General features: G+C 49.3%; 22 protein-coding genes and 1 pseudogene. 13 read left to right on the forward strand and 10 right to left on the reverse strand.

Annotation, left to right across the window (positions count from 1 at the left end; all coding sequences use genetic code 11):
- A pseudogene (locus tag MOZ60_RS06345) lies at window positions 1-386 on the reverse strand (IS1634 family transposase); the annotation flags it as partial.
- Between the two features lie 458 nt (window positions 387-844).
- Here MOZ60_RS06345 and MOZ60_RS06350 point away from each other — a divergent pair.
- The 8 genes from MOZ60_RS06350 (at window position 845) to MOZ60_RS06385 (ending at window position 7,999) form a co-directional block, all read left to right on the forward strand.
- Entirely contained in the window at window positions 845-1,573 is a 729-nt protein-coding gene (locus MOZ60_RS06350; RefSeq protein WP_370596033.1) for a dihydroorotate dehydrogenase electron transfer subunit, read from the forward strand.
- Window positions 1,561-2,487, forward strand: coding sequence for a dihydroorotate dehydrogenase (locus MOZ60_RS06355; protein WP_370596034.1), 927 nt, complete (start codon window positions 1,561-1,563; stop codon window positions 2,485-2,487). The genes MOZ60_RS06350 and MOZ60_RS06355 overlap by 13 nt, the downstream gene beginning before the upstream one ends.
- Window positions 2,472-3,179 carry an orotidine-5'-phosphate decarboxylase gene (gene pyrF, locus MOZ60_RS06360; protein WP_370596035.1) on the forward strand — a complete coding sequence of 236 codons (708 nt, stop codon included), beginning with the start codon at window positions 2,472-2,474 and terminating at the stop codon, window positions 3,177-3,179. Before MOZ60_RS06355 ends, pyrF begins: the two co-directional genes overlap by 16 nt.
- Window positions 3,176-3,811, forward strand: a complete 636-nt coding sequence (gene pyrE / locus MOZ60_RS06365) for an orotate phosphoribosyltransferase (protein WP_370596036.1) — start codon at window positions 3,176-3,178, stop codon at window positions 3,809-3,811. Before pyrF ends, pyrE begins: the two co-directional genes overlap by 4 nt.
- A gap of 264 nt (window positions 3,812-4,075) precedes the next feature.
- On the forward strand, window positions 4,076-5,287 hold the full coding sequence (locus tag MOZ60_RS06370) for a M20 family metallopeptidase (protein WP_370596037.1): 1,212 nt from the start codon (window positions 4,076-4,078) through the stop codon (window positions 5,285-5,287).
- A 13-nt stretch (window positions 5,288-5,300) separates the two neighbouring features.
- Entirely contained in the window at window positions 5,301-6,380 is a 1,080-nt protein-coding gene (locus MOZ60_RS06375; RefSeq protein WP_370596038.1) for a methionine ABC transporter ATP-binding protein, read from the forward strand.
- The gene (locus tag MOZ60_RS06380) at window positions 6,377-7,069 is read left to right on the forward strand and encodes a methionine ABC transporter permease (RefSeq protein ID WP_370596039.1); all 693 of its coding nucleotides are present in this window, start codon (window positions 6,377-6,379) and stop codon (window positions 7,067-7,069) included. Before MOZ60_RS06375 ends, MOZ60_RS06380 begins: the two co-directional genes overlap by 4 nt.
- Window positions 7,070-7,081: 12 nt before the next feature.
- Window positions 7,082-7,999: a MetQ/NlpA family ABC transporter substrate-binding protein gene (locus tag MOZ60_RS06385; RefSeq protein ID WP_370596040.1), complete on the forward strand. Its 918-nt coding sequence runs from the start codon at window positions 7,082-7,084 to the stop codon at window positions 7,997-7,999.
- Window positions 8,000-8,133: 134 nt separating this feature from the next.
- Here the strand turns inward: MOZ60_RS06385 and asnA are convergent, their stop codons facing one another.
- Window positions 8,134-9,144, reverse strand: a complete 1,011-nt coding sequence (gene asnA / locus MOZ60_RS06390) for an aspartate--ammonia ligase (protein ID WP_370596041.1) — start codon at window positions 9,142-9,144, stop codon at window positions 8,134-8,136.
- A 128-nt stretch (window positions 9,145-9,272) separates the two neighbouring features.
- Here asnA and MOZ60_RS06395 point away from each other — a divergent pair, with 128 nt between their 5' ends.
- Complete coding sequence (locus MOZ60_RS06395; RefSeq protein ID WP_370596042.1) at window positions 9,273-10,730, forward strand: immunoglobulin-like domain-containing protein; 1,458 nt, start codon at window positions 9,273-9,275, stop codon at window positions 10,728-10,730.
- A 37-nt stretch (window positions 10,731-10,767) separates the two neighbouring features.
- Window positions 10,768-12,114: an MATE family efflux transporter gene (locus tag MOZ60_RS06400; RefSeq protein WP_108775661.1), complete on the forward strand. Its 1,347-nt coding sequence runs from the start codon at window positions 10,768-10,770 to the stop codon at window positions 12,112-12,114.
- Window positions 12,115-12,139: 25 nt separating this feature from the next.
- Here the strand turns inward: MOZ60_RS06400 and MOZ60_RS06405 are convergent, their stop codons facing one another.
- The 3 genes from MOZ60_RS06405 to MOZ60_RS06415 form a co-directional block, all read right to left on the reverse strand.
- Window positions 12,140-12,316, reverse strand: coding sequence for a hypothetical protein (locus MOZ60_RS06405; protein ID WP_370596043.1), 177 nt, complete (start codon window positions 12,314-12,316; stop codon window positions 12,140-12,142).
- Window positions 12,313-12,486 carry a hypothetical protein gene (locus tag MOZ60_RS06410; RefSeq protein ID WP_370596044.1) on the reverse strand — a complete coding sequence of 58 codons (174 nt, stop codon included), beginning with the start codon at window positions 12,484-12,486 and terminating at the stop codon, window positions 12,313-12,315. Before MOZ60_RS06410 ends, MOZ60_RS06405 begins: the two co-directional genes overlap by 4 nt.
- A 428-nt stretch (window positions 12,487-12,914) precedes the next feature.
- Complete coding sequence (locus MOZ60_RS06415; protein WP_370596045.1) at window positions 12,915-14,210, reverse strand: RNA-guided endonuclease InsQ/TnpB family protein; 1,296 nt, start codon at window positions 14,208-14,210, stop codon at window positions 12,915-12,917.
- A 77-nt stretch (window positions 14,211-14,287) separates the two neighbouring features.
- Here MOZ60_RS06415 and tnpA point away from each other — a divergent pair, with 77 nt between their 5' ends.
- The 3 genes from tnpA (at window position 14,288) to MOZ60_RS06430 (ending at window position 16,352) form a co-directional block, all read left to right on the forward strand.
- Window positions 14,288-14,770 (forward strand): IS200/IS605 family transposase, encoded by a 483-nt coding sequence (gene tnpA / locus MOZ60_RS06420; protein WP_370596046.1) that lies wholly within the window; start codon window positions 14,288-14,290, stop codon window positions 14,768-14,770.
- Between the two features lie 52 nt (window positions 14,771-14,822).
- Window positions 14,823-15,830 (forward strand): lactate oxidase, encoded by a 1,008-nt coding sequence (locus tag MOZ60_RS06425; RefSeq protein WP_370596047.1) that lies wholly within the window; start codon window positions 14,823-14,825, stop codon window positions 15,828-15,830.
- A 309-nt stretch (window positions 15,831-16,139) separates the two neighbouring features.
- On the forward strand, window positions 16,140-16,352 hold the full coding sequence (locus tag MOZ60_RS06430) for a helix-turn-helix domain-containing protein (RefSeq protein ID WP_370596048.1): 213 nt from the start codon (window positions 16,140-16,142) through the stop codon (window positions 16,350-16,352).
- A gap of 96 nt (window positions 16,353-16,448) precedes the next feature.
- Here the strand turns inward: MOZ60_RS06430 and crcB are convergent, their stop codons facing one another.
- The 5 genes from crcB to MOZ60_RS06455 form a co-directional block, all read right to left on the reverse strand.
- Window positions 16,449-16,808: a fluoride efflux transporter CrcB gene (gene crcB / locus MOZ60_RS06435; RefSeq protein WP_108775658.1), complete on the reverse strand. Its 360-nt coding sequence runs from the start codon at window positions 16,806-16,808 to the stop codon at window positions 16,449-16,451.
- A gap of 48 nt (window positions 16,809-16,856) precedes the next feature.
- Window positions 16,857-17,447 (reverse strand): DUF1287 domain-containing protein, encoded by a 591-nt coding sequence (locus MOZ60_RS06440; RefSeq protein ID WP_370596049.1) that lies wholly within the window; start codon window positions 17,445-17,447, stop codon window positions 16,857-16,859.
- Between the two features lie 90 nt (window positions 17,448-17,537).
- Complete coding sequence (locus tag MOZ60_RS06445) at window positions 17,538-17,711, reverse strand: hypothetical protein (RefSeq protein WP_370596050.1); 174 nt, start codon at window positions 17,709-17,711, stop codon at window positions 17,538-17,540.
- A gap of 443 nt (window positions 17,712-18,154) precedes the next feature.
- Entirely contained in the window at window positions 18,155-20,008 is a 1,854-nt protein-coding gene (locus MOZ60_RS06450; RefSeq protein ID WP_370596051.1) for an ABC transporter ATP-binding protein, read from the reverse strand.
- The gene (locus MOZ60_RS06455; protein ID WP_370596052.1) at window positions 20,005-22,170 is read right to left on the reverse strand and encodes an ABC transporter ATP-binding protein; all 2,166 of its coding nucleotides are present in this window, start codon (window positions 22,168-22,170) and stop codon (window positions 20,005-20,007) included. Before MOZ60_RS06455 ends, MOZ60_RS06450 begins: the two co-directional genes overlap by 4 nt.
- Window positions 22,171-22,191: the final 21 nt, after the last annotated feature.

Consider the following 22,191-nt stretch of genomic DNA (forward strand, 5'->3'; position numbering starts at 1 on the left):
ACGGCCCGGGCATAGATCAAAGAAGAAAGGACTTCGTACAGATCGAAATCATAGGAAGTGGTCAGTTTATACATATCCACGAATCTGCGGATATCCAGTTTCTCAAGAATTGACTTCAGAGGAAAGTAGCCGAGGTACTTCCCGGGAGAAACAGAAGAAATCTTCTGAACTTCCTTTTGAGCTTTCCGTTCGGCATTCATACGTCCTACTTCGGCTTTGTAGTAAGCGACGGGATCTTCAATACCCTCACGCTGCAGCTTGGTAACAGAGCCAAGAGATTTGAAACAACGGTGCTTCGTGCCCTTGGAATCCGGAGAATAAAAGGATTCATAGATAGCGAGATAAGTGTTGTTAGCCTGGTTCTGGATCTTAAGAAAGTAAGCCATAAAGTCGCCCGTTTCAATAATACACCATTACACCATTTTAATCAATATCCAAAAACAATTTTGTCAAGTGAGCTGAAGATAATAAAAACCCTTGGTACAAAAGGGCTTGTGCGTATTCCTGTTCTGATCTGCCTCTAAACTTTCATGGTGCTAAAGTCTAAAGACGGGGCTGCTGTACAGTGACCTGCAGGAAATCCTGGAGGATGGAAAAGCCTTCTATCTGATGGCAAAGCCGGGCAGCGGGCAGATTGTGATCAAGAAATACTGCAGTGCAGAGCTCATTGCCTTCCTGCATGCCAAAGCAAAGAGCGTTGACAAAGTGCATACGGCATGATAAAAAAATTACGCAGTCTTTAATCTGATACAGAGAGATCAGGAAGACAGAACATACTTTTCAAGTAAGATGAGAAATGTACGGTCTTCCTGCGGGAAGACTTTTTTTGCGGCAGGAGGAAAAGATGGAAGAAAAAAACGGTGTCATCCTCACTAACCATGCCATCACAGAAAAAATCTGGCAGATGCAGATACAGGTGCAGATGGATCTGGTTCCGGGACAGTTTGTGGATGCAGAGATTCCGGGTCTGTTTCTGCGGCGGCCATTCAGTGTTTCCAATGTGCAGGCCAATGTCATCACGCTGATCTACCGTGTCATTGGCAAAGGCACCAGAGCGATGACGCAGCTGCCATCCTATGCAGACATCAACCTGCTGGGACCATGCGGTAACGGCTTTGATCTGACCATCGCAGGCGATCATCCCATGTTAATCGGCGGCGGTCTTGGCATGGCACCAATGCCGTATCTTGCCAGACAGCTGCTTTGTCAGAAAAAGCAGGTTACCGTACTGGCCGGCTTTCAGAGTCAAAAGGATGCGATCCTGTTGGACGAAATGCAGAAGATGGGCTGTGATGTCAGCGTCTATACACAGGATGGCAGCCTTGGACACAGGGGGCTTGTCACAGACGGCATGAAAGCAAATGCGACGTGTATCTATGCCTGTGGACCGATGGGAATGTTACAGGGGGTGGCAGAAAAAGCAGAGGTTCCTGTGCAGGTATCACTGGAAGCCCGCATGGGATGCGGCTTTGGTGCCTGCATGGGCTGTGCCGTCATGACAAAAAACGGACCAAGGCGCATCTGCCATGATGGACCGGTATTCAATAAAGAGGAATTGTTATGGCAGGCATGAAGACATCTCTCTGTGGAATTCCATTAGACAATCCCATCATCCCTGCCTCCGGCACGTTTGGCTATGGATGGGAATATGCCCGCTTCTATGACATCAATCAGCTTGGTACCTTTTCCTGCAAGGGAATCACACGTGAGCCCAGATATGGCAATCCACTGCCGAGAATTGCGGAAGGCAATGCAGGCATGTTAAACAGTGTCGGCCTGCAGAATCCGGGCGTGGATGCCGTGATCCAGGAAGAGATCCCAAAGCTGAAAGAGGTATATCACAAGAAATTCATGGCCAACATTGCCGGGTTCTCCATTGATGAATACAAAGAAGTGGCAGAGAAGCTGAATGGCATTAGGGAGATCGGCTGGCTGGAAGTAAATATCTCCTGTCCCAATGTACATGGCGGCGGGATGGCCTTTGGCACGGATCCGGATGCGGCCTATGCCGTTACAAAAGCGATCAAGGCTGTCAGTGATAAGCCGGTCATCGTCAAGCTGTCACCGAATGTGACCGATATCACACGGATTGCAAAGGCATGTGAATCTGCTGGTGCCGATGGACTTGCCTTGATCAATACCCTGATGGCGATGCGCATTGATTTACGAACAAGAAAACCAGTACTGGCCAATGTTACAGGAGGGCTGTCAGGACCAGCCGTCTTCCCGATTGCATTGCGCATGGTTTATCAGGTGTATGAGGCAGTGCGCATTCCGATCATTGGGATCGGCGGTGTCTCCACGCCGGAAGACGTCATTGAAATGATGCTTGCCGGCGCCTGTGCCGCAGAAGTCGGCAGTGCCAGTCTGAAAGATCCCATGGCCTGTGCAAAGATCATCCATGATCTGCCTGCAGCCATGAAACGATACAACATTGAAAATCTCGATGCGATCATAGGAGGAGGACATATATGTCAAAAGATGTAATCATTGCCTGCGATTTTGCTTCAAAGAAAGATACGCTGACCTTTCTGGACCGCTTTGGTCAGGTGCGTCCGTTTGTCAAAATCGGCATGGAGCTGTTTTACAGTGAAGGACCGGATATTGTCAGAGAACTGAAACAGAGGGGACATCAGATTTTTCTTGATCTCAAGCTGCATGACATTCCTAACACGGTAGAAAAGACATGCCGTGTATTGGCAAATCTGGATGTGGACATGGTCAATGTCCATGCGGCTGGCACCATTGCCATGATGCAGGCTGCCAGACGGGGATTGTCCGTCAAACAGGGAAAGCAGCCGTTGCTGATCGCGGTCACGCAGCTGACCAGCACGGATCAGGCAGCTCTGGAGAATGAACTGGATATCCACCGGGATATGCAGGATGTCGTCATGCACTATGCACAGAATGCAAAGGCAGCAGGGCTTGATGGGGTGGTGTGCTCGCCATGGGAAGCGGATCAGGTACACCAGGCATGCGGTGCTGACTTTGTGACGGTGACACCTGGCATTCGTTTTGCCAGCAGCCAGAAGGATGACCAGAAGCGCATCATGACACCGGGCCAGGCAGCCAGAGTGGGCTGCGACTACATCGTGGTCGGCAGACCGATCACCCAGGCGCAGGATCCAGTGGCAGCCTACCAGGAATGCGTCAGAGAATTTACAAAGGAGACAAGATGAGAAGCGAAATCATTGCTAAGGACCTGCTGAAGATCAAAGCGGTTTTCTTTCAGCCGGATGATCCCTTTACCTGGGCCAGCGGCATTAAATCACCTGTTTACTGTGATAATCGCCTGACACTGTCCGATGTACAGGTCAGAAATGATGTAGAAAACGGTCTTGCCGAAATGATCAAAGAGAAATATCCCGATGCAGAGATTCTGATGGGTACTTCGACAGCGGGCATTGCCCATGCGGCCATTACTGCCCAGATTCTCAATCTGCCCATGGGCTATGTCCGCACGGGCTCCAAGGACCATGGCCGCAAGAACCAGATCGAAGGGAAGATTCTGCCTGGACAGAAGGCCGTGGTCATCGAAGATCTGATCTCTACAGCAGGCAGCTGCGTGGATGTGGTCAATGTTCTGCGGGATGCCGGGGCAGAAGTACTTGGCATTGCGTCCATTGTGACCTATGGCATGGCCAAAGCCGCAAAGAGACTGGCAGACAACGATGTTGCAAATGTATCACTGACCAACTTTGATACGATTGCGGCCTGTGCAGCAGAGGAAGGCTATATCAAAGAACGTGATATCAAGAGACTGCTGGCATTCCGCGATCATCCTGAGGATGAAAGCTGGATCAACCAGTAATACGTATTCTCATAAGCAAAAGCTATAACTGAGCATTGATTTTTTGAAATTGCTTTCTGAAACATTCCCTGTAAAATGATTGGCATAGAAAGGGAGATGCAGAATATGAACACAGCTAAGACAACGATGATGATGTGCATGTGCAGATGGTTAACGGGTGATCACAGCTGTGTTGACAGGGGATCATAGGTTTTATGTGACCCAATCTGCATTTGCAAGGCACCCGTGAGGTATTCGCGGGTGCCTTTTTATGAGGATAAGAAGATGAGTGAAAGAAAAGAAAGAATCAATGCATTTGTACAGGCACAGCTGCCTGTGTATCAGAAGATTGCGCTTGCGATTCATGACAAGCCGGAGGTATCCAATTATGAATTCTTTGCCAGTCAGACATTATCAGAGCAGTTATCCAAAGAAGGGTTTGACATCGAGCTGCCCGCAGCCGGGCACCGCACAGGCTTTGCGGCAAGGTACAAATCTTCCTTGCCAGGCCCGGTGGCGGTCTTCCTGGCAGAATATGACGCTCTTGCAGGTCTTGGCCACGGCTGCGGCCACAATCTGTTCGGCGCCACCTCGTCTTTGGCCGCTGCAGCTTTAAAGCAGGTCATTGATGAAACCGGCGGTGAGGTCAGAGTCTATGGCACCCCTGGTGAAGAGGGCGGTGAGAATGGCAGTGCCAAGGGTTCCTTTGTCAGAGAAGGCTACTTCAAAGATGTGGACTTTGCCCTGTGCGTGCATCCCGGCGGCGATGACAAACACTATCTGTCATCCCGGAATTATGCCTGTGCACCGGTGGATATCACCTTTGATGGCAGAGCTGCCCATGCGGCTGGTGATCCTCAGGATGGCATCAATGCCCTGGATGCGCAGATTCTTGTCTATAACGGCATCTCCGTCCTCCGTCAGCAATTGACAAACCGCATCCGGATCCACGGCATTATCACCGAGGGCGGCACGGCACCCAATGTCATTCCGGAACATACCAATTCCAAGTGGTATATCCGTGCAGCTGACATTGATACGCTGCATGAGCTGTATGCCAGGGTGGAAAACATCGTCAAGGGCGCAGCACTGGCAACGGGATGCACCGGCAGTATCAAGCTGTATCAGAACCTGGTGGAAAACATGGTCGTTACACCATCCCTGGATGCCATCTATGAAAAGAATCTGAACCTGTTCGGACAGCAGATCACACACAAACCAGACACGGTGCAGCCGGGCAGCTCGGATGTGGGCAATGTATCTCAGGTTGTACCTGCGATTCAGCCGCATATCGGCATTTCCAGCACAAAGATTGCCGGCCATTCACCTGACTTTGTCAGGGCTGCCTGCAGTCAGAAGGGATTGGATGCCATCGGCCTGGGCGCAGCGGTGCTGGCAGATACAGCACTTGATCTGCTGGAGGATGAAGCACTGCTGCAGAAGGTGAAGGAAGACCATGCATGGCATGTTGCCCATCAGAAGGAACTGCCGCTGTAAGAAGGGAGAAAGCATGATTGAAATATCGCATTTAAGCAAAACCTATGACCTGAACAGCAGTCAGGTTCATGCCGTCAATGATGTCTCTTTCAGCATTGGCAAAGGAGAAGTCTTTGGGGTGATCGGCTATTCCGGCGCTGGCAAAAGCACGCTGGTGCGCTGCATCAACTTTCTGGAAAAGCCGCAGTCAGGTACGATTTCCATCGATGGCTTCGGTACGGTGCATGCCGGCAAGGAAGGACTTCTGCTGGAAAAAGACGGCCGGCAGACACAGCTCAGAGAAAAGGATCTGCGTCATCTGCGCCATTCCATTGGCATGATCTTCCAGCACTTCAATCTGCTGGACCGCAGTACAGTATTTGACAATGTGGCTTATTCACTGCGCTACCGCCATCTGTCAGGAAAACAGATTGCAGACAGAGTGGATCCCCTGCTTGCCCTTGTCAATCTTTCAGACAAGCGTAATGCCTATCCCTCTCAGCTGTCTGGCGGTCAGAAACAGCGGGTTGCCATTGCCAGAGCCCTGGCGGCAGAACCTCAGATACTCCTGTGCGATGAAGCAACCAGCGCCCTGGACCCTGATGCGACGGAATCCATCCTTGCTCTGCTGAAGAAACTGAACAAAGAACTTGGCCTCACCCTGGTCGTCATTACCCATGAAATGGCAGTGATCAAGGAGATTGCGGACAAAGTTGCCGTCATGGAAAACGGAAAGATCGTTGAAGAAGGCGCAGTCTATGACATCTTTGCCTCGCCGAAGCAGCCGATCACAAAGAAGTTTGTGGAAAGCTCGAGCGGTCTGAACAAAATCTCAGAGCTGTTAAAGCATCAGGCAGGCATGGCACTTTCATCTTCTGACAGCCGTCTGGTCAAACTTGTCTTCACCAGAGAATCTGTAGGAGATGCCCTGATTTCCATTGTCTCACGTGAGTTTGATGTCAATGTCTCCATTGTCCTGGCCAATGTCGATCTGGTGGAAGACAGTGCTCTGGGTGCCATCATTGCCAGTGTCAGAGGCACAAAAGAAAATATCGGAAAAGCCCTTGCCTATCTTGAAAACAGGGGTGTCAGAGTGGAAGGAGTGAAAGCATGAGTCTGTTTCAAAGCCTGTTTCCCAATGTTGTCAAATACTGGAACATGTTCCTTGAAAGCCTGCAGGCAACCTTCCAGATGTTCTTCATTGCCGGCATCTGGATTCTGGTCATCGGCGGTGCTCTTGGCATCCTGCTGGTCGTCACAAGATCCGACGGCATCCGTCCCAATAAAGGCGTTCATGTCATTTTGGAGATTGTTACCAACATCTTCCGGTCCATTCCCTTCATTATTCTGCTGATCTTCCTGATCCCGCTGACAAGATTCATTACCGGTACTTCCATTGGCGTAACCGGAGCCATTGTCCCACTGGTCTTCGGTGCCGTTCCCTTCTTTGCCAGACAGGTAGAAAGTGCATTGAGCGATGTGGATCCCGGCAAGATCGAAGCAGCCCGTGCCATGGGCAGCGGCACCATTGGCATCATCTTCCGCGTCTATCTTCATGAAGCATTGCCCGATCTGTTCCGCGCCGTCACAATCACATCCATTTCCCTGGTTGGCCTGACCACTTCAGCAGGTGCTGTCGGGGCCGGAGGCATCGGCAGCTTTGCCATCAATCAGGGACAGAACATGTACTATCAGGATGTTGTCAATCTCTGCGTATTATTTCTGCTCGTCTTTGTATCACTGCTGCAGCTGGTGGGAAATTCACTGGCCCATGCGTCTGTAAATAAAAAACTTTTTAAATAAGGAGATAGAAAAATGAATCACACAGCTAAGAAGATTCTCGTATCCGTTCTCACTGCCGGCACTCTGGTCACAACAGGCTGCGGCGCCAAATCATCCACAGCCGAAGCGATCAAGATCGGTGTGCCAAGCGATGCCACCAACCAGGCAAGAGCCATCAACCTGCTGACCTCAGCAGGCCTGATTGAAGTGGATCCCGATGCTGGCTATACACCGGAACTGGCTGACATTACAAAGTATATCTATAACATTGAAATCGTCCCGGCAGCAGCCAATACTCTGGTATCCACATTGGATGACTATGCGGCTGCGACGGTCAACGGCACCTATGCCGTTCCGGGAGGACTGTCTCCTGAGAAAGACGGCCTGATTACGGAGGTACAGGAAAAGGGATCCGACAATCCGTTCATCAATGTCATTGTGGCCAGAACGGCTGACAAGGACAATCCGGACTACCAGACCATTGTCAAAGCCTATCAGTCTCAGCTCGTTGCAGAATACATCCTTGAAAAGAACAAAGGTTCTTCCGTTCCGGCATTTGACTATGATGAAAACTATACAGTTGATGCGGACTTTGTGGACAGCATCGAAGGATACAACTCAGATTCAGCTGGCAAGAAAGTCATCAAAGTCGGCATCTGCGGAACCGGAGATGTATGGAAAGCCGTCCAGAAAGTACTCGATGATGAAGATGCAGGCATCTACATTGAAGTTGTGACATTCGATGCCTACAACCTCCCCAATGAAGCACTCAACTCCGGTGAAATCGACCTCAATGCCTTCCAGCACAAAGCATACCTCCAGTCTGAAATTGACTCCCAGGGCTATGATCTGACTGCCATCGGCGATACATCCTCCGCACCGCTGACCCTTTACTCCAAAAAAGTCAGCAGCCTGGATGAACTCAAGGAGCTGGCAGGAAAGAAAGAATAAAACAGTTTTTGACAAATGTGCGGCAGATTGTCTGGTGAACATGCATGACAATCTGTCTTTTTTCATCAGCAGGACAGAAAAAGCCCGGCATAACTGTCAGCAGACAGACAAATGCCGGGCTTAATTGCCCTGTTTTACAGCAGATGAATATTGTGCTCCTGGCACTGGCTGACCATCTGATCCGGCCATATGGAAGCCTGAACTTCACCGATGTGTGCTTTGTTCAGCAATAACATGCACAGTCTGGACTGGCCGATGCCGCCGCCGATGGTGTAGGGAACTGCATGGTGGAGGATGGCCTGATGGTATGGCAGCTGCAGCCTGCCTTCACAATGGGCAGCTTTGCACTGTTTCACAAGAGATTCTTCGTCTACGCGGATTCCCATGGATGAAATCTCCAGGGCCTGATCAAGAGAGGGCAGATAGAACAGCAGGTCGCCATTGAGGCTCCAGTCGTCATAGTCTGGTGCTCTGCCATCATGTGGCTTGCCGGATCTCTTCAATGGTGATCCAATGCCAATGATGAAGACGCACTTCTTGTCTTTGACAATCTTGTTTTCTCTTTCTTTTGGGGAAAGATCCGGATAGAGGTCTTCCAGCTCCTGAGCCGTAATGAAGGATACATCATCTGCCAGATGGCATACAGCTTCGGGATACTTATACCAGACTTCATGTTCCATATGCTTGATGACTTTGAAGATGGTACGGACTGTGCTTTCCAGCATTGGAATATTTCTGTCTTCTTTATTGATTACTTTCTCCCAGTCCCACTGGTCCACATACATGGAATGCAGGTTATCGAGCAGTTCATCCCTGCGGATGGCATTCATGTTGGTATACAGGCCTTCACCTGGTTCAAAATGATATTTCTGCAGAGCCCAGCGCTTCCATTTGGCAAGCGACTGGACTACTTCCAGCTTTTCGCCGGGCAGATCCTGGGCATCAAAGGAAACAGGGCGCTCAATGCCATTGAGATTGTCATTGAGACCGCTCGCCTTTGTCACAAACAATGGTGCACTGACCCGGGACAAATTCATTTCTTTTCCGAATTCCCGCTGGAATGTATCACGGATATACTTGATTGCTTCCTGCGTATGACGCACATCCAGCGTCGGCTGATAATTTTCTGGTATCGTAACTTTCATGATCTGATCTCCTGTGCATGATTGTATCCCGAAAGAAAGGCACAGAAAAGAACAATCTATTCTTAAGAAAAGATTAAGATTCATATTTTGGTGTGCTGTCCGTAATAAAACATGCTAGATTGATAAGCATGAAGCACAGGAGGAAGAGAAAACTGCGCCGCTGGGCAGTGGTGTCCATTGCCATTGCGGCTGCTGTCATCATTGCATTATGCATCATCACTCATTTTACATTGCGTCTGACATTGCGTGGTGATCCGCATGTCTTTCAGCAGGTAAATGAAACATATGTTGATCCTGGGGCGGATGCTGTTTTGACCAACCGCATCCTGCCATTTCTGCATCAAAAAGCAGAAGTGAAGACTTCCGGTACGGTAAATGTGGATGAAAAGGGACTGTATACCATTCAGTATGAAGCTGGCAAAGGAAGATATCATAAGCGTGCTGAAAGGATTGTTGAGGTAAGAGATTACCACACACCAGAGATTACATTAACAAGCAATCCGGATGCTTATACGCCATACAATCATGACTATCAGGAAGAAGGCTATTCTGCCAGTGACAGTACGGATGGAGATCTGACCGGATCTGTTTCTGTGACCACTGATGGGCAGTACATGAAGTATACTGTCAGAAACAGTGCAGGCAATTATGCAGTGGCTGTCCGCAGGATCGTCTATGATGACAGGGAGGCACCGGTATTGTCATTTGGGGATGGCGGTGATGACAGTGATGTGACAGTGTTTGCTGGAACAACGTATGATCCTGGTGTTACTGCCTTGGATGACAGTGAAGATGATGTTACAAATAAGATCGAAATGGATGGCAGTGTGGATACCAGTACACCGGGTGATTATACGGTGACATATACGGTATCTGACAGCTATGGCCACAGTACAGCCATAACAAGAACGGTGCATGTCATTCCGGTGCCTCAGAACCATTCTGGCAGGGAAGATGCGAAAACAATCTATCTTACCTTTGATGATGGACCATCTGACAATACAAGAAGACTGCTGGATATTCTGGATCAGTACAATGTCAAGGCAACATTCTTTACAACCGGACGTGGGGATGATTCTCTGATCGGGGAGGAATACCGCCGCGGCCACACCGTGGCAGTGCATACAGAAACACATAACTATGCTCAGATTTATGCCAGTACGGATGCTTACTGGGCAGATTTCAACAGACAGAATGCCCGTGTATTTCAGCAGACGGGCAGCTATGCATCCCTGATGCGCTTTCCGGGCGGCTCTTCCAATACCGTCAGTGCAAACTACTGTTCCGGCATTATGAGTACGCTGACCCAGCAGGCGTCTGCCAAGGGACTGCATTACTTTGACTGGAATGTGTCCAGTGGGGATGCCGGCAATATTGACAGTGCCGATCAGGTGTTTGATAACATTACAAATGGCATTTCTTCTGTCAGTGCCAGGGGCTATCCTGCTGTCGTTCTCCAGCATGATACAAAGTCCTTCTCCGTGGATGCTGTATCACGGGTCATTGAATGGGGACTGGCGAATGGCTACCACTTTGAAAAGCTGGGAGACAACAGTTTCACTGCCCATCACCATATCAATAACTGATGTTGAAGAAACAGCACAGCAGTGATATATATGGGGCATGGAACGTACAAACTCATCTCTGCATTTAATGACCGAAGGTGATCTTCGCAAAGAGATCATCTTTTTTGCGATCCCTTTGTTTGTCGGCAATCTGTTTCAGCAGATGTACAACACCGCAGATTCCCTGATTGTCGGCAACTTCCTTGGCGCAAAGGCACTGGCAGCCGTATCCGGTGTCAGTTCGCTTGTCTTCCTGTTCACCGGCTTTTTCATGGGCTTTTCCACCGGCGCCGGTGTCATTATCTCTCGCAGCATTGGGGCTGGAGACAGCCGGAAGACAAAGCTTGCCATTCACACAACAGTTGCTCTTGGCCTGGTTCTGAGCGTTGCCATGACCATCATTGGCGTCATGATGACACCTGTCATCCTGCACTGGATGAAGACACCAGCAGATGTTTTCCCATTATCCAGTCTTTATCTGCGCATCTACTTTGCCGGCTTTGGCGGTCTGATCATGTACAACACCATGACCGGCATCCTGCAGGCGGCCGGTGATTCCAAGCATCCGTTATATTATCTGATCTGTTCTTCCATGATCAATGTAGTGCTGGATATCGTATTTATCGCGGTATTCCACATGGGTGTGGATGGGGCGGCCATCGCCACTGTGATGTCAGAAGTACTGACTGCGATCCTGGTTTTCATCAGGCTGTTAAAAGCACCGGAGCCTGTCTGCCTGCATATCACGCATATTGCTTTTGATAAGGAAAGTTTGAAGCAGATTACAGATTACGGCCTGCCTACAGCTCTGCAGGGCTCGGTCATCGATATTTCCAACATCCTGATTCAGTCCTATATCAACAGTTTCGGTGCCATGGCCATTGCCGGCATCGGTGCCAGCACCAAGGCAGAAGGTTTCATCTTCCTGCCGGTTACCGCCTTTTCCATGGCGATGACAACCTATATCTCCCAGAATATGGGCGCGCAGAAATATGAGAGAGTCAGAAAGGGCATGCACTTTGGCTTTGCTGTATCACTGACCATGATTGAGATCATGGGCGTCCTGTTCTTCCTCTTTGCCCCGCAGATTGTTGGCTTATTCAACCGTGATCCCGACGTCATTGTGTATGGGGCAGGCAGAGCCAGAGTCACCGGTTTCTTCTACTTTCTGGTTGGCTATTCTCATATTGCCTCAGCTGTATTAAGAGGACTGGGCAAGCCAATGGTACCGATGGCTGTCATGCTGTTCTGCTGGTGTGCAGTCCGTGTCACCATCCTGTTTACCATCGGCCTGGTCTGGCACAATATCCTGCTTGCCTACTGGGTATATCCTCTGACCTGGACACTGAGTTCCATCGCCTTCTTCTTCTACCTGCGCCATCAGGAAAAAATAGCCCTATCATAAAGAAAACGTCCGCCGGACGTTTTTTTCAGTCTTTGTCTTCTTTTTTCACCATGATCAGCGCAATCAGTCCGATGCCGGCCAGCACTCCCGGCAGCATGCCCTGTACAAAGGATGAAAGATTGCCGCCGGCAAGAAGACCTGCCAGACTGAGCGCAGCCAGCACAAAGTCAGAACAGATGAGAATATACAGCAGATTCTTCATGCGGTTTCTCCGCTTTTTTCTGCCAGAATAATGCCTTTGCCAGAGTTGGTGACAGTAAAGGAGAGAACTTTGTATCCTTTGGCATCCAGTTCATTTGCCTTTTCTGCTGCGGCAACAGCCATGGCAGCGGTATGGGGATGGTAGTCTACACAGAATGTTTCGTATTTCATACATACCTCCTGCATCAAGGATAGCAGGTGCAGTATATTTTCTTCCATCCACTTATGATCATACAGACGTTAAATTCTGGTAAATCTGTGCTGTCTGCTGAATGTATATGTCTTGCAATCCCGGAACCAGTATCTATAATAGCTGGACAATACTGAAGGAGGAGATTGTGTATGGCTTATTATACAAGTAATGCTGAGCATCCGATTGAGATCGTAAATATTGCCGGCCGTCAACTACCGCGGTTAAAGCCCGCAGGCTTGAAGGAACACGGCTGCACATAGAATGTGCAGTCGTGCACTCCAACTTGCCCTGATACAGCTGACTCGCTTATCTGCCGCAGCAGGTAAGTGTAGGTCTGCCAGTGAGAGGGCGGTTATCATAGTGAGTTGCCAAACTATGAGGCAGGAATGTACTGCCATACTGCCTTTCAGCAGTTATCTATTGCAATGCCGGATTCCTGCAGTAAGGCAAGACCGGCATTTTTGATATTGATTGCGGCGTTATGATCGCGTACATGGTGTGAACCGCACATTGGGCACACCCATTCTTCCTGCCCCAGTACGATTCTGTTGTCGTCTGACATAACACAGCCGCATGACGAGCAGGTCTGTGTCGTGTTTCTGGGATCGACAAGCAGACACGTTTTACCGCGTTTGGAAGCTGTGTTTTGCAGCTCAGTCAGAAAAGTTCTCCATCCACTGTCTGAGATTGCCTTTGCCAATTTGTGGTTCTTTTTCAAATTTCGAACTTTGAGATCCTCGGCAAACAAATAGTCGTGGCTTTTGACTTCTTTGTCTGCTGTACATCTGATAAAGTCCAATCTTTGATTTGCCACATGACGATGGCATTTGGCCAGTCTGAGACGTGCTTCCTGATAATTTCTGCACGTACGATAGTCTCGGCCATCTCGTCTGGCAGCTTCGCACTTTCGCGAAAGGACACGCTGCGCTTTGCACAACTTCTTTTCTGCCTGTTTCATATAACGCGGTGACTCGATCACACAGCCATCACTGTCCATCAGAAAGTTGGACAGGTTCAGATCCATGCCTGCCGCTCTGCCAGTTCTGACATAAGCAGTATGAAATGGTTCGTCTGATGCCAGAGCAAGCGAAATATAGCAGTCTCCGCACGTATCCATCCTGATGGTGACAGTACCAATGCGTGTTTCTGCAACACGATTCAGCAGCGCATCAATCAGCTTGCGGGAACCTTTCATGCGGATCGTACCAAGCATCGGCAGCACAAGATGATTCCTGTCTGTAAAGCGTACGCTTCCTTCGTACAGGCCGACAACGTGTGGAATGGTATTCAACTTCTTTCCGGCATAGTGATTACTGGTCTGATAGCAATATGTGTTGTCAAACTTGTGGAATGTCGGAATACTGGTTCCTTTCACTTTTCTGAACTGAATCCACGCCCGCTTATAGTTCATAATGGCATGAAGTACCATGTCTGAATCGCAGTCCCACAAGAAAGGAATTGCGTTCTTGATGGATTTTGCATCACCATATGCAGATGCCAGATATGCAAGCCTTTCTGCGTCTGTTGGAGACAGTGATGCACTTTTTCTCAGACGGAACATCTCATTGTACACAGCCACCAGACGATTGTACACAAAGCGTGAGGCGCCGCCGTTCATGCGAATCATTGCCTTTTGTCGATCAGACGGATACACACGCATCTGCAGTCCAATATGGAACATGTAATCAGACATCTTCTTCATGTTATTATTATAACACATATATAATGCTTATTATATATGGTATACATATAATATATAAAGCAAAAAAGAGGATACATATGAAGAGACATATTGATCGAATTGAGGATGCCGTTTATGAACGTGGATATGTGTATAATCTGCACTTTCATATTATCTGGTGTACGAAGTACCGTAATCCATGGTTTACAACGCCTGAGCTTGTGAATGAGATGAAAGATATTCTGCAAAGTCTTGCAAAGCAGGCAGATGTAGACATTCAGGAAATGGAAGTGATGCCAGAACATATCCATTTGCTGTGCAGTTTCAAGCCAAAGTACAGCATTACTGATGTGGTAAAAAACCTGAAAGGAGCGTCTGCCAGACTGTTTCTGAAAGCACATCCGGAAATTAGAAAAGCTATGTTCTGGGGTGATAAGCTATGGGCGCCAAGCTATTATGTTGGCAGTGTTGGCAACATGAGCAAAGAAACAGTAAAACGGTATATCCAAAATCAGTATGATGGCAAAGGTGGAGATCACTCACCCGCAAGAGAAAAGAACAGCAATTCCTCCCAGCAATGAATTGCCGGGATTCCTTGCTTTATTCTTCATTGAAGAGCGTGTGAAGGCACGCATGGACCGTGGGGCTTTTGGATATATCCGTGAGGGTGCTGAAGATGAATGGACACTGCGTGAGAATACGCGTGCATTCAATGATATCAGGATCGTGCCGCGTGTCCTGCAGGGAATTGACCATGCGGATCTGTCAACTTCCATTTTTGGAATTCAGCTGAAAACACCGATTATTGAGGCACCTTCTGCAGCACATGGCCTGGCACATGTCAAAGGTGAAGTGGATACGGCAATTGGTGCAGCCAAAGCAGGCACTCTGTTTTCGATGAGTACATATGGCAGTACTTCTGTAGAAGAGGCAGCAGCTGCCGCTCCGGGAGCACCACAGTTCTTCCAGCTCTATATGAGCAAGGATGATCAGTTCAATGAATTCCTGATCAGAAAAGCAGTGAAGGCTGGCGTAAAGGCGATCATCATGACGGTTGACTCTACACTGGGCGGATACCGGGAGGAAGATGTTGTTTCCCACTTTCAGTTTCCGCTGTCAATGCCGAATCTTGCGGCATACAGTTCCAGTGATGGCGTCGGCAAGGGCATCTCTGAGATTTACGCTGCAGCCAAACAGGACTTTGTCCCGGAAGATGTCGCAAAGGTAAAGCAGATGTCGGGACTGCCTGTGCTGGTAAAGGGCATCCAGTCTCCCCAGGATGCTTTGACAGCGATACAGGCAGGTGCAGATGGCATCTGGGTATCGAATCATGGCGGCCGTCAGCTCGACGGCGGTCCGGCTTCCATTGCCGTACTGCCTTCGATTGCAGAAGCTGTCAGCCATCGTGTTCCGATCATCTTTGACAACGGCGTCCGCCGCGGTCAGCATGTTTTCAAAGCTCTGGCAAGCGGTGCTGATCTGGTGGCAGTTGGACGCCCGGTAATCTATGGTCTGAATCTTGGCGGTGCTGAGGGAGTGAAATCAGTCTTTGACCATCTCAACATGGAGCTGTCCATTACCATGCAGCTGGCAGGCACAAAGACCATCGAAGATGTGAAAAAGGCAAAATTGCTGCGATAAAGAAAAGAACGAAGAATATATCCTGAAGAGATCTTTGCAGGTGGTACAGAACGCAAACAGTTCTGAAACCTCCAGCAAAGATCTTTTTCTATCGGAAAGCAAAGACACAGATGCGCAGATCGGTAATGCCGCAAAGGAACATATTGGAGATTCTGCCATTTGCATCACACCAGATGCAGACGGCTTGTTTCTATCCCCTTACGGGGAAATGATAATCCAACGTGCCGCGAAAAGCGCGGTACAGAAAGGGAAGCTTGAATGTGACGTCGAAATGACGCTTTCAAGCGGCAACGTCACAGAAAGGAACCTATGCCAGTCAGAACACATTTACAGGAGGCCCGCAAGGCAATGGGCCTCACCCAGCGGGAGGCCGCGGGTGCTCTTTTCATCAGCAAGGACTCCCTCTCCCGCTATGAACGGGGCGAGCAGGAACCAGGACTGGAAGTTGCCATGCGGCTCAGCCAATACTATCAGGTGGCAATGGACAAGCTGTTTGAGATTGATGATAAACATAATGCATGACCGGTTTCCTGCCAGTAACTTTTGATCTGCGCTGTCTATCCGCATTTACTGCCCGGCCGGCAGGTTGACTTTTTATCTTCTTAGACTCCCCTAATCTCACCCAATCAGTCGTTCTGCCGCGAAGACAGCCAGGACTCCGCAGACAAGACTCAGAATGACATACAGCATGGCGATCCCGGTGCTCCCCTTCTCCAGAAGCCCTTCCGTCTCCAGGGCAAAGGAAGAAAATGTGGTAAAGCCTCCGCAGATGCCGACCTTTAAGAACAGCACTGCCTTGGGACTCATTGCATTCCTTGCAGCAAGAGCGGCCACCAGGCCAATGATAAAAGAACCGATGACATTGATCATGAATGTCTTTATTGGAAATCCATTTTCCGGATGAACGGGCAGCAAGGTGATCAGATACCTGCAGATTGCTCCGACTGCTCCGCCAAACCCAACAATAATAATGTTCATATTCGTCCGTTTCCTATTCGTACAACCGTCAGGCATAGAACATATCCATTACTCCGAGATCCGATAATGGGCGACCAGATCATCTCGTTTCTCCAGTATGTCCTCTTCATAGGATACCTGATGCGGAGAATTATGATGAATTACATAAGGAACCCCATCCTTATTTCTTCGATCTGAAACAACTCCTATGTGATTTTTAAAAATAACGATGTCACCGCCCTGCCACTCTTCGATGTCAGAGAGATCGGTGGTCAGACTGACCGCATTGTTCTTAAACCAAACCTTCAGGTTCTGCACCCTTCGGAAATCAATATTCTTATCGGGAGTCTCTACATTGTAATCTCCCGGATGTGCTTTGATATCCTCATCCACCAGTTCCATGAGGTCATATCCGGCGCCTCTCATCGATAATGCCACTACATCTGTACAGACTCCATAACCGTCATCGGGATAGCCGGTGCTGTAATATTTGCTCTTGTACTGTGGCTGCGTGCTGACATACGCCAATGCTCCCTGCAGAATGTCCGTCTGGTCATCAATTCCGTCTCTGTCTTTATCCACTGAACTATGAAACTGCGGGATCTGCGTTTGGTACAGATCAGGCAGTCTCTTTGCAGATGTCCGCTGATGATGCGGCATGAAGAACACACTTATCAAGAGAAGAGCGACCAATAGCGCGATGAGGCAAATCATTCTTTTTCTGTTGAACTTCTTCATAAATTCTGATTGTCAGCTACATCCGGCTTTCTTTCCGGGAATTCCCGCGCGGATGAAAACAAATTCCATATCGGACGAGCGATCGGCATCGAAATGATAGCCGCTCCAGTTGAACGCTTTGATCTGCACCGGCTCACCGAAAATGCAGGTGATGAAGCGATCGTCCGGCTGCAGATATTTTTCCAAACATCTGGAATACTCTTTCGATGCCAGATTGATGATGGTTTCTATTCCCTTACGGGAAAATGATAATCCAACCCCATGCCTCTGAAATGGCTTGAATACTTGCTTTTTTGATGGGTTTGCGGGGCAAAAGTGAAAATCTGGCTTTCTTGGAGTGTCGTATTTCCAGAATTGCTGAAAACCTCAGTGTTTATGCCGTGCGGAGTAAAACTTTCTGGCATAGTGTCAAAAAATACAAGTTTTAGGCTCCTTCCGTTGGACAAAGGTATTGTATCAGAAATGAATTGTTGCAGAGATGAAATGGTGTTTGTGAATGAAGGGTGATTGGTGTTTTGTCTTGCTGTATTCTGCATTGGATTCTTTCTCTTTCTGAACGCGGCAATTGGTCAGTGTATGTGTGGATCCTGCATGAAAAAAGGAATCCCATTTTCAGGATTCCTGTTAGTTCAGCTGATATCCTGGAACTGTGAGTTGTAGAGCTTGGCATAGAAGCCGTTTTTAGCTAACAGTTCTTCATGAGTGCCTGTTTCGACGATGTCGCCATGGTCCATGCAAAGGATCATGTCGGCATTCCGGATGGTGGAAAGACGGTGGGCTATCACAAAGGATGTTCTGCCTTTCATGAGGTTTTCCATGCCTTTCTGGATCAGGATTTCGGTTCTTGTATCTACCGAGGAGGTTGCTTCATCCAGGATGAGGATGCGGGGATTGCTCAGGAAGGCTCTTGCTATTGTCAGCAATTGTTTCTGTCCCTGGGAGATGTTGGTGCTGGATTCATCGATGACGGTCTGATAGCCGTCTTCCAGTGTGCGTATGAAGTGATCCACGTAGGCTTCATCGGCTGCCTTGATGACTTCGTCATCACTGGCATCCATTTTGCCATAGCGGATGTTTTCCATGATGGTGCCGGAATGCAGCCAGGCATCCTGGAGAACCATGCCGAAGCAGGAACGCAGATCCTGTCTTGTCATTCTTGTTGTATCGATGCCGTCGATCCTGATATCACCGCTGTTGAGGTCATAAAAGCGCATCAGCAGTTTGACAATGGTTGTCTTGCCGGCACCGGTTGGACCGACAATCGCGATCTGACTGCCTGCTTTGATGTGCGCGTTGAAGTCATGGATGATGATCTTGTCCGGATCATAGCCAAAGCTTACATGGTCAAAGTCCACATCACCGCGGATCTGCAGCCTGCCCTGATCATCACGGATGGAAACAGGATCTGCCGTATCTGGTTCTTCTTCCTTTTCATCCAGGAATTCAAATACACGCTCAGCTGCTGCTGCGGTGGACTGCAGAATATTCATCATCTGGGCAGTCTGGGTGATCGGCTGGTTGAAGCTGCGCACATACTGGATGAATGCCTGGATATCACCAATTGCCATGCCGTTGTGAATCGCCAGCCAGCCGCCCAGTACGCAGACGCCGACATAGCCCAGGTTGCCAATGAACGATGTGACGGGCTGCAGAATCCCCGAAACAAACTGTGCTTTCCAGGAACTCTGGTACAGACCTGTATTCAGCCTGTCAAATTTTTCAATCGATTCTTCTTCGCCATTGAAGGCCTTCATCACCAGATGGCCGCCGTACATTTCTTCAATATGACCGTTGACTTCCCCAAGCATATTCTGCTGTGCCGTGAAGTATTTCTGGGACTTTCTGACGGTGAGGGCGGCGGCAATGCCGGACAGCGGCACAACGGCCAGGGCCATGATTGTCATAGGCACGGAGATCGTAAACATCATGATCAGGATGCCGATGACGGTCACAAGAGAAGAAAGAATCTGCTGGAGAGACTGGGTCAGTGACTGGGAAACCGTGTCAACATCATTGGTCATGCGTGACAGTACTTCGCCATGGGTCTGATGGTCAAAGTACTTCAGAGGCAGACGGTTGATCTTCCGGGAGATTTCCTGACGCAGGTTATATGTGACTTTCTGGGAAATGCCGGCCATGATCCAGCCCTGCAGATAGGAGAACAGCAGGGAAACGAGATAGATGATGGTCAGATTGCGCAGAATGATGAAGATGGCAGAGAAGTCGATGCTGCCCTTGCCGGCATACTTTGCCATGATGCCTTCAGCCAGCTTTGTTGTTGCATTGCCGAGGATTTTCGGCCCGATGATGGTGAAGACAGTCGAGATGACACTGAACAGAATGCAAAGGAGCATCATCATCCAGAATGGCCTGAGATATTTCAGCAGCCTGCCCATGGTGCCCTTGAAGTTTTTGGCTTTTTCACCCGGCCCCATCGGTCCATGGTGACCGTGCATCATTGGCCTGTTTTTTCTTTCACTCATCTGGCAAGTTCCTCCTGGTTCAGCTGACTGCGGGCAATTTCCTGATAAACACGGCAGTCTTTCATGAGCTCTTCGTGGGTGCCGATGCCGGCTACTCTGCCTTCATCAAGCACGACAATCCGGTCCGCATGACGGATTGTGCTGATCCGCTGGGCAACAATAAATACGGTAGCTTTTGTCTTCTGAACCATTTCATGCAGCGCACTGCGCAGCTTCGCGTCTGTTGCATAGTCCAGCGCACTGAACGTATCATCAAAGATCAGAATCTGTGCTTTTGACCGGGTCAGAGCACGGGCAATAGACAGACGCTGCTTCTGACCGCCAGAAACATTCGTACCACCCTGGGCAATAGGCGTATTCACTCCCTCCGGCATACGGCTGACAAATTCCTGTGCCTGTGATACCGCCAGAGCATTTTTTACCGCCTCATTGCCGGCATTGGGATCAGCGTACTTCAGGTTGGAGAGGACCGTACCGGAGAACAGAACGCCCTGCTGCGGCACATAGCCGATCTTTTCACGCAGATCATGCTGGGTCACTTCGCGGATATCCGTATCGCCATAGTAGATGGCACCCTTGGTGACATCAAAGAAGCGTGGTATCAGATTAATCAGCGTACTCTTGCCAGAGCCTGTTGAACCAATGAAAGCAACCGTTTCACCAGGGTTGGCAGTGAAGCTGATATCCTCCAGCACATCTTTTTCAGCACCGGGATAGCGGAAGGAAACATGATCGAAGGTAATCGGCTCTGCTTCTTCTGGCATCTGCTTTGGGTTGTCCGGATCCAGAATGGTTGGCTTTGTTTCCAGAACTTCAAAGATACGTTTTGCAGAGACGGAGGAACGGGGAATCATGATGAAGATGGCCGCAACGATCATGAAGGAGATCAGTACGTGCATGGCATACTGCAGGAAGGCCATCATGGCACCGATCTGCATGGTGCCGGCATCGATCTGCCTGGCACCATACCAGATGATCAGCACGGACACAAAGCTCATCAGAAAGGTCATGGCCGGCATCATCACTGCCATCAGGCGGTTGACAAAGATATTGACGCTGGTGATGTCTTTGTTTACGGCATCAAAGCGTTTTTCTTCCGTCTTCTGGTTGTTGAAGGCACGGATGACAAGCATTCCCTCCAGCTGCTCCCTGGTGACCAGATTGAGCCTGTCAACGAGCTGCTGGATCTTTTTGAAGCGGGGCATCGCCAGGATGAAGGATACAAGCATCAGTACGACGATGGCAGCGATAATCCACAGCAGGATAGAGAACATACCGGGATAGCGCAGTACCTTCAGCAGGGATGTCAGCCCCATCAGCGGTGCAAACAGCACAATCCGCAGCATCATCGTGATGACCTGCTGCACCTGCTGAATATCATTAGTTGTTCTGGTAATCAAAGAGGCAGTGGAAAAGTGGGAGAATTCTTCACTGGAAAAGGATTCCACCCTGGCAAAGACATCTCTGCGCATATCACGGCAGGCACCGGTTGCGGTGCGGGAGGCCAGATAAGCCGCAATCATTGCGGCCAGTGATCCCAGTGCTGCAATCACCAGCATCTTTCCGCCCTCACTCAGGATATAGGAAGACTGCAGATGCGCCATATCCATGCCAAGGGCTGTGTATTCACTTTTGACTGCCATGATCTCAGCACTGGTGAGGTTCTCCTCGGTAAAGCCGGAGATCTTTTCATCTGCTGTGGACAGAATCTGCTCTTTGATGGCGGGACTTGCATCCATGGCAGCGTACAGCTGATCCGCGGATGTCATATTTAACTGCTTCAGGACCTCCTCAGAGTCCAGCAGAGATACAAGCAGGAATGCTTTCTTTGCCTGATCAGAAGGAGAGGCACCATCCTTGAGAACGGCAATGTCTTCTTCCTTTGCGGCTGGATATTCCTTTTCGTAGTCACTGTCCCCCTTTGAAACAATGGTCCAGGCATCCGCAGCGTCATCCGCAAAGTATGACATATGCTGCAGGGTGGATGCCCGCATGGCTTCCGGCACGCTTTCTTTGACGCCGCCGTATTGAATGCCATAGGTAACGATATCGGACATATAGTCCGGCAGGGCAAGCTCAGCCTGCACCTGACCGAAGATCAGCCCGATAATGGCAAGCACACTGAGCCAGTATGGCTTCAGATAGCGGAATGCTTTTAACATAATCTTTACTCCTTTGCCTCG

This window comes from Grylomicrobium aquisgranense (genome assembly GCF_033971865.1).
GTDB lineage: Bacteria > Bacillota_I > Bacilli_A > Erysipelotrichales > Erysipelotrichaceae > Bulleidia > Bulleidia massiliensis.

Bases quoted from the DNA above. Each gene is read 5' to 3' on its own strand.
- MOZ60_RS06375 (WP_370596038.1), top strand. From the start codon at position 5,301: ATGATTGAAATATCGCATTTAAGCAAAACCTATGACCTGAACAGCAGT.
- MOZ60_RS06450 (WP_370596051.1), bottom strand. From the start codon at position 20,008: ATGAGTGAAAGAAAAAACAGGCCAATGATGCACGGTCACCATGGACCG.
- MOZ60_RS06355 (WP_370596034.1), top strand. From the start codon at position 1,561: ATGGCAGGCATGAAGACATCTCTCTGTGGAATTCCATTAGACAATCCC.
- MOZ60_RS06395 (WP_370596042.1), top strand. From the start codon at position 9,273: ATGAAGCACAGGAGGAAGAGAAAACTGCGCCGCTGGGCAGTGGTGTCC.
- pyrF (WP_370596035.1), top strand. From the start codon at position 2,472: ATGTCAAAAGATGTAATCATTGCCTGCGATTTTGCTTCAAAGAAAGAT.
- tnpA (WP_370596046.1), top strand. From the start codon at position 14,288: ATGAAGAGACATATTGATCGAATTGAGGATGCCGTTTATGAACGTGGA.
- MOZ60_RS06400 (WP_108775661.1), top strand. From the start codon at position 10,768: ATGGAACGTACAAACTCATCTCTGCATTTAATGACCGAAGGTGATCTT.
- MOZ60_RS06415 (WP_370596045.1), bottom strand. From the start codon at position 14,210: ATGAAGAAGATGTCTGATTACATGTTCCATATTGGACTGCAGATGCGT.
- MOZ60_RS06370 (WP_370596037.1), top strand. From the start codon at position 4,076: ATGAGTGAAAGAAAAGAAAGAATCAATGCATTTGTACAGGCACAGCTG.
- MOZ60_RS06385 (WP_370596040.1), top strand. From the start codon at position 7,082: ATGAATCACACAGCTAAGAAGATTCTCGTATCCGTTCTCACTGCCGGC.
- MOZ60_RS06405 (WP_370596043.1), bottom strand. From the start codon at position 12,316: ATGAAGAATCTGCTGTATATTCTCATCTGTTCTGACTTTGTGCTGGCT.
- pyrE (WP_370596036.1), top strand. From the start codon at position 3,176: ATGAGAAGCGAAATCATTGCTAAGGACCTGCTGAAGATCAAAGCGGTT.
- MOZ60_RS06425 (WP_370596047.1), top strand. From the start codon at position 14,823: ATGGACCGTGGGGCTTTTGGATATATCCGTGAGGGTGCTGAAGATGAA.
- asnA (WP_370596041.1), bottom strand. From the start codon at position 9,144: ATGAAAGTTACGATACCAGAAAATTATCAGCCGACGCTGGATGTGCGT.
- MOZ60_RS06430 (WP_370596048.1), top strand. From the start codon at position 16,140: ATGCCAGTCAGAACACATTTACAGGAGGCCCGCAAGGCAATGGGCCTC.
- crcB (WP_108775658.1), bottom strand. From the start codon at position 16,808: ATGAACATTATTATTGTTGGGTTTGGCGGAGCAGTCGGAGCAATCTGC.
- MOZ60_RS06455 (WP_370596052.1), bottom strand. From the start codon at position 22,170: ATGTTAAAAGCATTCCGCTATCTGAAGCCATACTGGCTCAGTGTGCTT.
- MOZ60_RS06440 (WP_370596049.1), bottom strand. From the start codon at position 17,447: ATGCCGCATCATCAGCGGACATCTGCAAAGAGACTGCCTGATCTGTAC.
- MOZ60_RS06350 (WP_370596033.1), top strand. From the start codon at position 845: ATGGAAGAAAAAAACGGTGTCATCCTCACTAACCATGCCATCACAGAA.
- MOZ60_RS06380 (WP_370596039.1), top strand. From the start codon at position 6,377: ATGAGTCTGTTTCAAAGCCTGTTTCCCAATGTTGTCAAATACTGGAAC.
- MOZ60_RS06410 (WP_370596044.1), bottom strand. From the start codon at position 12,486: ATGAAATACGAAACATTCTGTGTAGACTACCATCCCCATACCGCTGCC.